The following is a 13,235-nucleotide window of genomic DNA, read 5'->3' as shown; positions in this document are numbered from 1 at the left end:
TTTCCTGCCGCACATGATGGCGACGATACCTTTGCCTTATTTTAAATGAGTGTAGCCAAAAAATTGGTCGGGCAAACGGCCGTGTATGGCGTGAGCAGTATCGTCGGCCGTGCGCTGACGTTCTTGCTAGTGCCACTGTATACAAGTCGATTTCCAGCCGCTGCGTATGGCATCGTAACGGAGCTGTATGCGTACGTAGCTTTCCTGAATATCTTCTTTACCTACGGGATGGAGTCGGCTTTCTTCCGGTTTGCTACCCGTCCTGGCGCAGATCGGCAAGAACTATACGACCGAGTACTGAGCCTGCTGTTAGTCACCAGCTTTGTATTGAGCGGCTTGTTTGTGCTACTTTCCCCTACCCTAGCACAGGTTCTACAGTATCCAGGGAAGGAGAAGTACTTAATTTGGCTGGCACTGGTAATGGGCATTGATGCAGTGTCAGCCATTGCTTTTGCCCGGCTGCGCTTAGAAAACAAAGCGCGCAAAGTAGCAACTGTACGATTCGTCAACATCTTGCTTAATGTTGGTTTGTCGCTGTTTTTCATCGTGCTATGTCCCGATATACTAGCTGGCAAGTACTTGACCGCCTTGCAACCGCTGGTGAACTTGGTCTATAGTCCGAACCTAGGGGTTGGCTACGTTTTCCTTATCGGGCTACTGGCAAACTTGCTGTACATTCCGATGCTATGGCGAGAGCTAACCGACTTTCAGTTCCGGCTAAACCTAGCCTTCTTACGGCCCATGCTGCAATACGCTTATCCACTTATGTTCATGGGATTAGCGGGCATGGTAAACGAAACCTTTGACCGACCACTCCTCAAGTACTGGCTCCCGGAAGGCTTTTATCCTGGCAAATCGAGTGAGGCAGCAATGGGGATTTATGGTGCCTGCTACAAGCTCGCCATTTTTATGTCGCTGGTTATTACGGCCTTCCGTTATGCAGCCGAGCCATTCTTCTTTTCCCAATCAACTGAGAAGAATTCACCAGCAACTTTCGCGCTGATCCTGAAGTGGTTCACGCTGTGTTGCGCATTCATTTTTGTATTCATTAGCGTCAACATCGAGGATTTCGGCTTGCTTCTTCGCAGCCCTGAATACCGCACGGGCCTAGCTGTGGTGCCAGTGCTTTTATTAGCCAACCTCTTTTTGGGTATGTATTACAATCTATCAGTTTGGTTTAAGCTAACTGATAAGACCTACTTTGGTACCTACATCAGCCTAGCTGGTGCCGTGCTAACTATCGTGCTGAACTTCCTACTGATTCCAGTGCTCGGCTATATGGGCAGCGCCATTACTACCCTAGCATGCTATTTTATGATGGCGGTCGTATGCGGATGGTTGGGGCAGCGGCATTATCCCATTCCGTATCCTGTGCGCCGCTTGGCAGCGTGGCTATTATTTGCCATTGGAATAGTAGCCGTGTCCTGGTTCACCCCGATAACTGAATATTGGTTGCGACATACTTTCCACGTAGGGCTTTGCCTCCTCTTTGTAGGGCTGCTTTATCTAGTTGAGCGCCCAGCCAAACAGGTTACGGCGCCCCAACTAACGAGGAAGTAATACCTAGGTAGTAGGTATCATCCTGCGTAAATTTCCAAAATCTTTTGGACTACCGTACCTAACATTACGTTCGGTCTATCTTTGTTGCGAAATACGACCAACGCCTCCTGTTCTGCTCATGCAAATACCTGTCATCAATCGTTCCCGGCATCCGCTGCCCGCCTACCAGACGGCCCACGCCGCTGGCTTGGACGTGCGAGCCAACCTCACGGAGCCGGTTACGTTGAAGCCCCTACAACGGGCGCTTATCCCAACGGGGCTGTTCATGGAAATCCCGGTGGGATATGAAGTACAGGTCCGCCCGCGTAGCGGCTTAGCCTACAAGCACGGCATCACCATCGTTAATAGCCCCGGCACCATCGACGCCGACTACCGAGGCGAACTGATGGTATTGCTGGTCAATCTTTCCGACACAGTGTTTGTCGTGCAAGATGGCGAGCGGATAGCGCAACTGATTGTGGCGCGGCACGAAACCATCACGTGGGAGCTAGCCGAGGTGCTAAGCGAAACGGTGCGTGGTGCGGGCGGCTACGGCAGTACGGGCGTACAATAGCACGCTAGTTTTGCCGCTGTACTTCGCTTCTTTGTCATAATTTCCTTTCTTACCTGTCCTCAACAAAACTCACCTCTCATTTCCCTATTATCACCATTCCTACTATGAAAATCATCGTCCCGATGGCCGGCATGGGCAAACGCATGCGTCCGCACACGCTCACGGTTCCCAAACCACTTATTCCAATTGCGGGCAAACCTATTGTGCAACGCCTAGTGGAAGATATTGCGAAGGTGTGTGGGGAACCAGTTGACGAAGTAGCTTTCATTATCGGCCGCTTCGGCGAAACGGTAGAGAAAAGCCTTGTCCAGATTGCTGAATCAGTAGGCGCTAAAGGTTCTATCTACTACCAAGATGAACCCCTAGGTACTGCCCACGCTATCCTAGCAGCCAAAGACTCCTTGAGCGGCCCATTAGTAGTGGCTTTCGCTGACACGCTCTTCAAAGCTGATTTCACACTCGACAGCTCAGCAGCTGGCACAATTTGGGTGCAGCGCGTAGATGATCCTAAGCCATTCGGCGTAGTGAAGCTGGACGAAAACGGTGAGATTACCGACTTCGTGGAGAAGCCAGAGGAGTTTGTATCGGACCTAGCTATCATTGGTATCTACTACTTCCAGGATGGTGCTTATCTGCGCGAAGAGCTTCAGTTCCTGCTGGACAACAACATCAAGGACAAAGGCGAATTCCAGCTCACGAACGCACTAGAGAACATGAAGAACAAAGGCACGGTATTCGTACCAGGCCGCGTAACAGAGTGGCTCGACTGCGGGAACAAAGACGCCACCGTGTACACCAACCAGCGCTACCTAGAATACTTGCAGGAGCGCGGCGAAAACCTAGTAGCCGAATCGGCCAAGGTTACCAACAGCGTTCTGATTCCGCCCGTGTACGTGGGAGAAGGTGTAATTATCACTGATTCGGTGGTAGGTCCGCACGTATCGCTCGGTAATCAATCGAATGTTCGCGGCTCGGTTGTGTCGAACTCTATCGTACAACAGTCGGCTACGGTTGCGCACACGACGGTAACTAACTCTATGATTGGTAACTTCGCTACAGTAGCGAGCACGCCAAAAGACCTGAGCCTAGGTGACTATAACACGCTGCGCGTGTGATATTTTTGTTACTTGTGACGTTATCAGGAGCGCGGACATTTGTTTGCCTATTTGCGTAGTTGGCTTAACTCCTTTATCCGAATGGCGGACTGTTGTCCGCGCTCTTGCGTCCATGAGTCGTTTTTCACTTTCTTTTTTTCTTTTCCTAAGTCTGTTGCTTGCCCAGGAGAGCTATGCCCAGCAGGCTAGCTCAGGTTCCGAGGCAGCTACGGCAAAACCGCGCAAACTCAGTCGCAAAGAGCGCAAAGAGCTAGCTCGTCGTGCTACACTGGAGTCGGCCAAGCAACAAGCCCAGCCGCTTTCGGAAAAGGACCGCGAAATCAGCGAGTCTTTTTTCGTGGATGGGGTAAAGTATTTGCTCCTAGAAGATTACAACAAAGCGCTAGAGCGGCTGCTGAAAGCCTACGCACTCAACCCCAGCAACGCGGCCATCAACTATAAGATTGCCGAGACTAATTTGTTGAGTGGCAATTACAAGGATGCGACGAACTTCGCGAATGCGGCCGTCAAACTCGACCCCAAGAATGCCTATTACTACCTGCTACTAGCCCAGATCTACACGAATCAGAAACAGTTCGATCAAGCGACGAAGGTTTATACCAGCCTTATTCAGGACGTACCCAACTCGGGCTACTACTTGTTCAACCTAGCTGATCTGTACATGGCGCAGGGCAAACTAAACGAGGCACTGGCTACATTTGACCAAGCCGAGAAACAATTTGGCCCCATCGATGAGGTATCGTTCAAAAAGCAGCAGATCTACCTGAAGCAGAACAACCTCGACAAAGCGCTAAAGGAAGGTGAAACGCTCATCTCCACCAATCCGGAAGAGATTCGCTATGTAATTGCCCAAGCTGAACTGTACGCCTCCAACAACCGCTTGCCCGATGCCATTCGCGTTGCCCAACAAGCGCTAAAACAGGATCCGGATAATCCACAGGCCCGCATGATCTTGGCGGACGTGTACCGGCAGCAAGGCAACACACCCGAGTCAGAAAAGCAAATCAAGCAAGCTTTTGAAAGCCCGGCGCTTGATATCGACGACAAAGTGCGGATTCTGGTTGATTATATTCGGCAGCTACCTAACCCCAAGTTGGAGCAAACTGCCCTCGACCTAGCAGCCATCACTACCCGAATGCATCCTAAGGAAGCAAAAGCGTATGCTGTTGCAGGTGATATTCAAACAATAACGGAGCATAAGAAAGATGCCCGTGATACGTACTTGAAGGCCATACATCTCGACAACTCTAAGTTTCAGTTGTGGCAACAAGTAGTATTGATCGACGCTGAGCTGAGCCAAACGGATTCCCTGTTGCGACACTCCGAACGGGCCTTGGAGCTTTTCCCAAATCAGGCGTCGCTATGGTTCTATAACGGAGTAGCGCATTTATTAAACAAGCAGCCGGCAAAAGGGGTAAAGTCGCTGGAATATGGGCGCAAGCTAGCCACTGACAATCCGGAATTGTTAGCGCAGTTCAACACACAACTCGGAGATGCCTACCACGAACTAAAGGATAACGCCAAGTCAGATGCAGCCTACGAGGCGGCACTAGCTTTCGATGCCAATAACGCACAAGCGCTAAATAACTACAGCTATTTCTTGTCGATACGTGGCGAAAAGCTCGAAAAAGCGAAAGAGATGGCGGCTAAACTCGTCAAGCAGTATCCCGACAACGACACCTACCTAGATACGTATGCGTGGGTGCTCTACAAGCAAAAAGATTATACTGGCGCCCGCCAAAGCTTGGAAAGAGCGTTGAAGACCTCAAAGGACGCCACTATTTTCGAGCATTACGGAGACGTTCTCTACCAATTGGGCGACCAGGAAAAAGCGCTGGCGCAATGGCAGCGTGCCAAGGCCATCGGGGGTGCTTCACCCTTTGTTGACCGCAAAATCAAAGAAAAAAAGTTATATGAATAGATGCTTCCCGCTGGTGTTGTTCCTAGCAACTTTTCTGCTAGGAGCGTGCGCTCGTAAGGCCGTCCCGACCACTTCGAAGAACCCTAGCACTGCGCCAACTCCAGTAGTTGACGTGGCGCGGGCGTCTAGCGTCGATTTTCGCTATCTGTCCGCCAAGGGAAAGGCACAGATCGACCAAGAGGGCAACAAGCTACCAACAGCGAACTTGACGCTGCGCGTCCGCAAGGACAGCATCATTTGGCTCTCCGTTTCGGTGGCAGGTTTTGAAGGAGCACGTGCCTACATCACCCGCGACTCTGTTCGGGTGCTCAACAAGCTACAGCGGGAGTATTACGCCGGTGATTTTGCGTACTTAAGCCAACGGCTAAATGTGCCTGTTACCTTCGACCAAGTGCAAGCTATTTTGCTTGGCAACTACTTGTTGGCTCCCAGTGGCACTACGCCGGAGGTCACGACGGACGGGAATACACAACGCGTACAGTTCCAACAAGCTAGCTTGCTAGTGGAGCAGTTGATCAACCTAGGTCAGCAGAAGGTGCAAAAGCTTAATGTGAAAGACTCGCAAAGTCAAAATAACGTAACCGTTGACTTTAGCGATTTCCGCGCCGTTGCCCCAACTAACCAGCTATTTGCCTATAACGTGGTGCTTCAGGTTCAGCAAGCACAAGGCCCAACTTCGTCGGCCACTATTAACTACCGCAATGTAGACGTAGACAAGGAGCGCCTAGCGTTTCCTTTCTCCGTGCCTTCTGGCTATGCGCGGAAAAAGTAAAGTCTGGAGCATTTGGGTAGTTGTGGGGTTGCTGGCGCTGAGTCAGGTGACGGTTCCGTTGGCGCAACAGCGGCGACGTACCACTACCAGGACCAAAACCAAGGCTCAGCTGCAGCGAGAACGCCAGGCAACATTGCGCCGCATTAACGAGACGAGCCGCATACTTGCCCAAACCCAGCGCCAAAAAGAAGCATCCCTAGGTCAGTTGAATGCACTGAAGGAAAAGCTCACCGTACAGCAGGGCGTTATCCGCAACATTTCTTCCGAGCTGAAGTACATCGAGTCGGATGTGCAGCAGACGGAGACGCAAGTGCAGCGCACTTCCCAAAGCCTGAAGCAACTACAGGAAGAATACGGCCGGCTGGTGTATGCCTCTTCTAAGACGGCGAACAGCTACAATCGTATCATGTTTCTGTTTGCGGCGCAGTCATTCAACCAGTTTATGCAGCGCTTGCGCTACGTGCGCCAGTACTCAGAGGTGCGCCGCGACCAAGCCGCCCAGATTGCCAGTACCCAACAACGCTTGACCCAGCAACTCACAGGTCTGACGGAGAAAAAGCAAGAAAAGAGTAGCCTACTTACCACGCAACTTTCAGAGAACCGCAACCTGATTTCCCTGAAAACTCAGCAAGACCAAGTCGTTACGAAGCTCAGCCAGCAAGAGGAGCAGTTGCGTCAAGAGTTAGCGGAGCGTCAGAAAGCAGTAGTACGGCTTGATAACCTTATTGCGGAGCGCGTGCGGGAAGAAATTGCCCGAGCCGCCCGAGCCGCTGCTGCTCGCGCGGCGGCCCGAGCCGCCGCCCGCAGCAATATGGCTACGCGGCGTAGTCCAGGCGCCACGAGTCGCACTAGTGCTGCTGAGGATGCCGCAGTAGCCGCCGCCGAGCGCGTCGACCGTGTGACACTTACACCCGAAGCGGCTGTTCTCTCTTCTTCGTTTGCCGAAAACCAGGGCCGGCTCTTATGGCCTGTCTCAAAAGGCTTTATCTCACAACATTTTGGCCGACATGCCCACCCGGTACTCAAGCATGTGATAGTCGAAAACCGCGGGGTTGATATTCAAACCAATGCGGGTGAGCCGGTACGGGCTATTTTCAATGGCAAGGTGCTTACTGTTGCCAATATTGCCGGCATGAATAACATCGTCATGATTCAACACGGCGAGTATTTCACGGTGTATGCGAAGCTGCGTAGCGTGAGCGTAAGTGAGGGAGAGCAGGTACAGATGCGCCAACAGATAGGCACTGTATACACCAACACGGAAGGAACTTCTGAGCTTCAGTTCCAGGTATGGCGGAATAGCGCAAACCTAAACCCCGAAAATTGGCTAGGTCGCAAATAGCTAGGCATTACTTACTCACGCGTTTGCCCTAGTTGTTTTGACCCACAGTTGGAAAATAAAAAAACACCGTACAGCGTACGGTGCCTTTCCAAGCTATGAAAACAAACTTAGCTAACAGAAGCTCCTAACAGCGACAAGGCAGCAATGCCCGCTGGCTGAAAGACTCTTCTGCTAACATTCCGAAAGATAGAAAAAGCCTTAACTTTTACGCATAGCTATTCGGCCAAATGGCATTTTTTCTCGACTAGTTACGCGCTTCTGCCTGTTAGGAGCTAACACTGAAAGCTAACGATAGCACCTAAAGCAGATTAAGCCGGCTTAGCAAGGCACTTTTATAAGAATTCCCAATCGAAACAGGCATCAAGTTGTTGGCTTCTGTGCCGCGCCCAGTATCAACCAGCGCAGCATCTGCTTCAATAGATACGATGCGGTCGAGCCGAACGATATACTTGCGGTGCACCCTAGCAAAGTCACGAGCAGGCAACTTCGTTTCCAACTCTTTCATGGTGCTGTACACCGTAAAACGCTCGCGCCCCGTGTAGATGTTCACGTAGTCTCCAAGCGCTTCTACGTACCGAATGTCGGCCGTTTTGAGGCGCAGTAGCTTCTGCTCCTGCTTAATAAATATCTCGGCCCGACTAACTAAATACATGGACTCGGCGGCATCATTGGCCATACGCAGTAGCCCATCAAGCTTCTGCTGTTCTTGCTCTAACTGTAGCCGCGCCCGACGCAGTTCTAGGTGTGCAACAACCTCCCGAGCCAAAATACGCATTGCTTCGCGCTGCTCGTCACTCAACCGTCGTGGCACTGTATCGAGCGCGCAGATAGTACCTAGAGGTTGTCCTTCGGGTGTGATGAGAGGAGCGCCAACATAAAAGCGGATCCCACTAGCTGTATCCGTGACAAAAGGATTATTCTTGAATAACGGATCTTTAGTTGTGTCTTCTACTTCGAACACATCATCGGCTAGCATGGCATGCTGACAGAAGGCTTTATCGCGGCTGGTACTCTGAATACCCTCAAACCCAATTTGAGCTTTGAACCACTGGCGGTCGGCGTCAATTAGCGAGACCAATGAAACAGGCGTACCGCAGATGTAGGCAGCCAAGCGCACTAAATCGTCGAAAGCTTTCTCGGGAGGAGTGTCTAGAATTTGATAATTCCGTAATACTTCGAGGCGTTCTGCTTCGTTTACAGAACGAAGGGAAGAAAGCAAGGGCCGAGTAATTTCAGAAGCAGAATTTGATTTCGACGGCATTAGAACAGAGCTAGGAAAGGGCGGATTACGACTGCAGGTGTAAGCAGAACCGTAGCAAACGCATAAAATGCATTTACAAGGATACAAAATACGGCTTCTACGTCAGGTATTTCGTACTATTTTCGGCGAAATACCTGCTTGCTTCGATGAACTTAGTTTTGATTTGATCAGTACTATAAAAGCGTACGCAACTGACCAGAACGCAGATTGAATATAACGGCTGATGCTGAAAAGATTAAGACTTGTACGCCTCCTTTAAAAATTAAGCGGTACTTTTACCAATCCTGAACCAGGCTGCACTGCGTATAGCTAGCTCACCACCTTTAACTCGGCTTCAGGCCACATCTTTATGACACTTGCTTCGCTTTTCCTGATCGGCAATTTTGGCACAACGGAGATTCTGCTTATTGTTGTCGCTATCATTTTACTGTTTGGCGCCAAGCGCATTCCGGAGTTATTCCGGGGCATGGGGCAAGGTATTCGCGAGTTCAAAGATGCTTCGAAAGAGGAAAAACCCGAGTTTCGCGACCGGCCTGTCAACCCTAATGACCCCACCCAACCACGTCGATAAGAATAGCCATGAACACTCCCCTTTTGCTTTTTCTAGGTGACATCGGCGGTAGCGAGCTGATGTTGATCTTGGTCGTTATCCTGATTTTCTTTGGTGCTAACAAAATCCCTGAGCTAGCGCGTGGCCTTGGTAAAGGCATTCGCGAGTTTAAAGATGCTTCGCGTGAGATTCGCAGCGAAATTGAAAACGCTGGCCAGAGTCCTACTCCCCAGCAGCACTACAACGCTCCGAGCTATCAGCAACCCACCCAACCTGTATATCCGGGTACCCCTACTGAGCCGCAGCCCTACGCTGGCCCCGAGCCAACCGTAGCGCCGCCTATGGATGGAGGTATTACGCCGCCAACTTCCGAGCGGTCCCGCCTTGATCAGACCACCAACTAACCTTGTGATTTGAGACGGTTTAATTCTCTTATTGAAGTTCGAAACGAGCTGACGGCAGGCACCACCACCTGTCGTCAGCTCGTGGAGTATTATCTGGATAACATCCAGCGGGAAAGCCATTTGAACGCCTTCCTGGAGGTTTGGGCGGATGAAGCCCGCTCTCAAGCCGACGCTGTGGATGCGAAGCTAGCCGCTGGTACAGCAGGCAAGCTAGCTGGCATGGTTGTCGGGCTAAAGGATGTACTAGCGTACAAAGACCACGCGTTGCAATCCAGCAGCCATATCCTCGATGGCTTCAAGTCTTTGTTCACGGGCACGGCTGTACAACGTCTGTTGGAGGAAGATGCCATTTTCATTGGCCGCCAGAACTGCGACGAGTTTGCTATGGGGGCCTCCAATGAAACCTCTTATTTCGGGCCGGTACGTAACGCGTTGGACCCAGACCGGGTATCAGGCGGATCTTCAGGCGGCTCGGCAGTAGCGGTACAAGCTGACCTCTGCCTAGCTTCTATTGGCTCTGATACGGGCGGTTCAGTACGTCAGCCGGCTGCTTTTTGTGGTATCGTGGGCTTCAAGCCTACCTACTCGCGCATCTCGCGCTATGGTCTGATTGCTTATGCATCGTCATTTGATCAGATAGGTACACTAACCCGCTCAGTAGAAGACGCTGCACTTTTATTAGAAGTGATGGCGGGCCCAGATGAGTTCGACAGCACTGTAAGCAAGGAGCCTGTGCCAGCCTACAGTGAGTTGCTCACGCCCGCGCCTCACTATCGCATCGGTTACATTCGCGACTGTTTGGAACGTCCAGGTCTTAATCCTGAGATTAAAGCAGCTACGGAAGAAGCACTAGAAGTGTTGCGGGGGCAAGGCCACGTAGTTGAGGCAGTGGATTTTCCTTACCTCGATTACATTGTTCCTTCTTACTATATTCTGACCACAGCCGAAGCTAGCTCTAACTTGAGCCGCTTTGATGGAGTGAAATATGGCTATCGGGCTCCTGATGCTACCGATCTAGAGTCGCTCTATAAGAAGACTCGTTCACAAGGGTTCGGGCCAGAAGTACAGCGTCGTATCCTACTGGGCACCTTTGTGTTATCAGCGGATTATTATGATGCTTACTACACGAAGGCTCAACGGGTACGCCGGTTGATCAAGGAAAAAACCGACGAATTATTGCGTCAGTACGATTTTCTGGTGTTGCCGACTACGCCTACTACGGCGTTCCATATAGGTGATGTAGAGCAAGACACGTTGGCGATGTACCTAGCTGATATTTTTACGGTACAAGCGTCGTTGGCTGGCATACCCGCCATTTCAGTGCCATCGGGCACCGATTCAGAAGGTATGCCCATTGGCTTGCAAATTCTCAGCGGCGCGTTCCGGGAAGAACACCTGCTGGCCTTTTCGAAGCTGGTTACGGAGTCGCTCACCCCTGCATTGCCCTGATGAAAAACATGTTGGTTCGTACCATTGCCGGGCTTCTGTTGCTGCTCGCTTTTGCCTCGCCGACGGTGGCGCAAATCGTACCTGAACAAAACCTAGGCTATGAGCGAACCGACTCGGTGCAGCTTATGCTGCCGGATTCGCTAGTAGCTGCGCCGGTCTTAATTGATTCGGTGCAGCTTGCTTGGCTACGTACCCCTCCTACTCTGCGCGATTTAGTAGCGGACCGCATTGGTTGCCTCGACACTGACGTGCCACACCTGTTTAATAACACGGTGATGAGTTTCGTGAATTACTTCACGATAAATAATCGGGCTTATACGCAGCGGATTTTGGAGCGGGAGAACTTGTATTTCCCTCTCTTCGAGAAATACTTAGCGAAATACAACCTTCCAAAAGATCTAAAGTATCTGGCGGTAGTAGAATCGGCGCTGGTGCCACAAGCACGCTCGCGTGTAGGCGCCGTCGGGTTGTGGCAGTTTATGGGACCCACGGCCAATGATTTTCGACTCGTGCGCAACGACTACATCGATGAGCGCATGAACCCTGAAAAATCTACCGAAGCTGCCTGCCGATTTTTGCGCGATTTGTACCGCATGTTTGGTGATTGGGAGTTAGCCCTCTCGGCTTACAATTATGGCTCGGGCAACATTATGAAAGCTATTCGCCGGGCAGGCGGACAGCGAAATTTCTGGGCTATTTATCCCTATTTGCCCAAAGAAACACGCAACTACGTGCCGACTTTTACAGCGGCTCTTTACACGCTAAAGTACGCCCATGAACACGGGCTCCACTCCGATTCGTTGCACTACCTCTATCCAGAGCCAACGGATACACTTATTATCTCGGGCCGGTCCTTGGACTTGCGCAAGTTCTCGGCTCAGTTCGGGCTGGATTCAGCGGAAATTTCGCGTCAAAATCCGGAAATCAAGAAGCCTTATTTGCCGGAAACGATGCGCAATTATCGGCTTACCGTTCCTGCTTGCATTCGGCCGGAGCTAGCTGCGTTCGACCGCACCACGTTGCTTGATTTCTGCAAAGTAGCGCTACCACCTCCGGGTTTGCTTACACCTCGCTCACCTAGTTTGCTCGACGCAGCCGTTACCCAGCCCATGCTAGCTGCTACTTCTCCGAAAGCAGCGGTGCGCTACCGCCGCCTGCGCCATTCAGTGCGACGTGGAGAGAACCTAGCTGCTGTAGCGGAGCAGTATGATGTAACGTCAGCGCAGCTTACTCGCTGGAATAATTTACGCCGAGGCCGCGCTTTAACGCCAAAGCAACAGCTGGTTGTCTATGTCCCAATTGAGCATCCAATAGATGCCACCCTTACGACAGTAGCCGTTCAGAAACTAGCTATTCCCCACAAGCTACCGCTGCTTGGTGGCAAGGAAGCGCTGGCAACGCACAGGACAGCGCAAGAACCTTCCGTACTAATTGCAGCCGAAAAAGATTCTGACGCAGTTGCGCAAGCCATTCCAACAGCTCCTAAAGCAACTTCGGTAGCTCGCGTATCCAAAGAATCAAAACCTATATCGGCGCCGCTAGAAACAACTACTGGCCTCGATACTACGACTGATAGTGCATTGATCAGCTACAGCGTGCGACGCGGCGATAACCTAGGTAAGCTAGCTCGTACGCACGGAATGACAACTGCCCAGTTGATGGCCTTGAACCACCTTCAGTCGGGAAGTTTAAGTATTGGGCAAAAACTAGTTTTCTATGGTTCGGAGGCAGAAGAAGCTGCTCCAGAACCAGCAGTGGTAGCTAGCAGCTCTACCCCGGTAGTAGCTGCTCGTGCTACCGCTAAGGCTGCAATAAAATCAGCTACTGTGCCATTGCCCAAAGTGCACTTAGTACAGCCTGGCGATACACTTTATAATATTTCGCGCCGCTATCATGGCGTAACGGTAGAACAGCTCCGCAAGCTCAACCACCTGAAATCGGACGAAGTAAAGCCTGGTCAAAAGTTAGTGCTGGAGCAAAGCTAACATACTCATCTAGAGCTGGGGCTGGCTAGTTGCTACGACAAAGCACTGTCCAGATTAATCTAATTTCAACTTGGCACTAGCTAGGTTACCAAACCGCTGACATTCAGATATTTTCTTTGCCCTGAGCTATCCTGTAGCTCAGGGCTTTTTTATGGTTAAGTTGGTTGCTGGAACCTTCCATTCCGTTCAAAATTGCCAACTTGCCTGCCAGATGCAAATTCCTCCACCCCTTGCCTCTACTTTTTCCCATGTCCAAGATTAACAAACAAGACGCCCTCAACTACCACGCGCAAGGCCCAGCCGGTAAGATTGAGGTAGTGCCT

At 51.2% G+C, this 13,235-nt stretch carries 11 protein-coding genes; 10 read left to right on the top strand and 1 reads right to left on the bottom strand.

From position 1 onward, the window contains the following. Positions 1-45 precede the first annotated feature (45 nt). The 6 genes from BXP70_RS25135 to BXP70_RS25110 all read left to right on the top strand — a co-directional run bounded on the left by BXP70_RS25135 (position 46) and on the right by BXP70_RS25110 (position 7,263). Positions 46-1,560 carry a lipopolysaccharide biosynthesis protein gene (locus tag BXP70_RS25135; RefSeq protein ID WP_086596886.1) on the top strand — a complete coding sequence of 505 codons (1,515 nt, stop codon included), beginning with the start codon at positions 46-48 and terminating at the stop codon, positions 1,558-1,560. Positions 1,561-1,678: 118 nt separating this feature from the next. Further along, positions 1,679-2,113 (top strand): dUTP diphosphatase, encoded by a 435-nt coding sequence (gene dut, locus BXP70_RS25130; RefSeq protein ID WP_086596885.1) that lies wholly within the window; start codon positions 1,679-1,681, stop codon positions 2,111-2,113. Positions 2,114-2,217: 104 nt separating this feature from the next. Continuing rightward, entirely contained in the window at positions 2,218-3,228 is a 1,011-nt protein-coding gene (locus BXP70_RS25125; protein WP_086596884.1) for a sugar phosphate nucleotidyltransferase, read from the top strand. Positions 3,229-3,340: 112 nt separating this feature from the next. Beyond that, entirely contained in the window at positions 3,341-5,149 is a 1,809-nt protein-coding gene (locus BXP70_RS25120) for a tetratricopeptide repeat protein (RefSeq protein ID WP_086596883.1), read from the top strand. Continuing rightward, on the top strand, positions 5,142-5,921 hold the full coding sequence (locus BXP70_RS25115) for a DUF4292 domain-containing protein (RefSeq protein WP_086596882.1): 780 nt from the start codon (positions 5,142-5,144) through the stop codon (positions 5,919-5,921). Before BXP70_RS25120 ends, BXP70_RS25115 begins: the two co-directional genes overlap by 8 nt. After that, positions 5,905-7,263, top strand: coding sequence for a murein hydrolase activator EnvC family protein (locus BXP70_RS25110; protein WP_086596881.1), 1,359 nt, complete (start codon positions 5,905-5,907; stop codon positions 7,261-7,263). The genes BXP70_RS25115 and BXP70_RS25110 overlap by 17 nt, the downstream gene beginning before the upstream one ends. 298 nt (positions 7,264-7,561) lie before the next feature. Here the strand turns inward: BXP70_RS25110 and BXP70_RS30045 are convergent, their stop codons facing one another. Then, complete coding sequence (locus tag BXP70_RS30045; protein WP_218779866.1) at positions 7,562-8,482, bottom strand: GAF domain-containing DNA-binding protein; 921 nt, start codon at positions 8,480-8,482, stop codon at positions 7,562-7,564. Positions 8,483-8,873: 391 nt separating this feature from the next. On the opposite strand from BXP70_RS30045, the gene BXP70_RS25100 reads away from it, so the two are divergent. Genes BXP70_RS25100 through BXP70_RS25085 form a run of 4 tightly spaced genes read left to right on the top strand, consistent with a single transcriptional unit; the run spans position 8,874 to position 12,912 of the window. Next, entirely contained in the window at positions 8,874-9,095 is a 222-nt protein-coding gene (locus BXP70_RS25100) for a Sec-independent protein translocase subunit TatA/TatB (protein ID WP_086596880.1), read from the top strand. Positions 9,096-9,103: 8 nt separating this feature from the next. Next, positions 9,104-9,478 (top strand): Sec-independent protein translocase subunit TatA/TatB, encoded by a 375-nt coding sequence (gene tatA, locus BXP70_RS30975; RefSeq protein ID WP_086596879.1) that lies wholly within the window; start codon positions 9,104-9,106, stop codon positions 9,476-9,478. Between the two features lie 9 nt (positions 9,479-9,487). Continuing rightward, positions 9,488-10,927 carry an Asp-tRNA(Asn)/Glu-tRNA(Gln) amidotransferase subunit GatA gene (gene gatA, locus BXP70_RS25090; RefSeq protein ID WP_086596878.1) on the top strand — a complete coding sequence of 480 codons (1,440 nt, stop codon included), beginning with the start codon at positions 9,488-9,490 and terminating at the stop codon, positions 10,925-10,927. After that, a complete protein-coding gene (locus tag BXP70_RS25085) occupies positions 10,927-12,912 on the top strand; it encodes a LysM peptidoglycan-binding domain-containing protein (protein WP_086596877.1) in 1,986 nt (661 codons plus the stop codon). Before gatA ends, BXP70_RS25085 begins: the two co-directional genes overlap by 1 nt. The last annotated feature ends 323 nt before the right edge of the window (positions 12,913-13,235 follow it).

The sequence above is a fragment of the Hymenobacter crusticola genome, assembly GCF_002154225.1.
Lineage (GTDB): Bacteria > Bacteroidota > Bacteroidia > Cytophagales > Hymenobacteraceae > Hymenobacter > Hymenobacter crusticola.
Note: the sequence above shows the minus strand (reverse complement) of the source record. Positions and strands in the feature narration are given on the sequence as shown.

Bases quoted from the DNA above. Each gene is read 5' to 3' on its own strand.
- BXP70_RS25100 (WP_086596880.1), top strand. From the start codon at position 8,874: ATGACACTTGCTTCGCTTTTCCTGATCGGCAATTTTGGCACAACGGAG.
- BXP70_RS25120 (WP_086596883.1), top strand. From the start codon at position 3,341: ATGAGTCGTTTTTCACTTTCTTTTTTTCTTTTCCTAAGTCTGTTGCTT.
- BXP70_RS25135 (WP_086596886.1), top strand. From the start codon at position 46: ATGAGTGTAGCCAAAAAATTGGTCGGGCAAACGGCCGTGTATGGCGTG.
- BXP70_RS25125 (WP_086596884.1), top strand. From the start codon at position 2,218: ATGAAAATCATCGTCCCGATGGCCGGCATGGGCAAACGCATGCGTCCG.
- dut (WP_086596885.1), top strand. From the start codon at position 1,679: ATGCAAATACCTGTCATCAATCGTTCCCGGCATCCGCTGCCCGCCTAC.
- BXP70_RS25085 (WP_086596877.1), top strand. From the start codon at position 10,927: ATGAAAAACATGTTGGTTCGTACCATTGCCGGGCTTCTGTTGCTGCTC.
- tatA (WP_086596879.1), top strand. From the start codon at position 9,104: ATGAACACTCCCCTTTTGCTTTTTCTAGGTGACATCGGCGGTAGCGAG.
- BXP70_RS25110 (WP_086596881.1), top strand. From the start codon at position 5,905: ATGCGCGGAAAAAGTAAAGTCTGGAGCATTTGGGTAGTTGTGGGGTTG.
- BXP70_RS25115 (WP_086596882.1), top strand. From the start codon at position 5,142: ATGAATAGATGCTTCCCGCTGGTGTTGTTCCTAGCAACTTTTCTGCTA.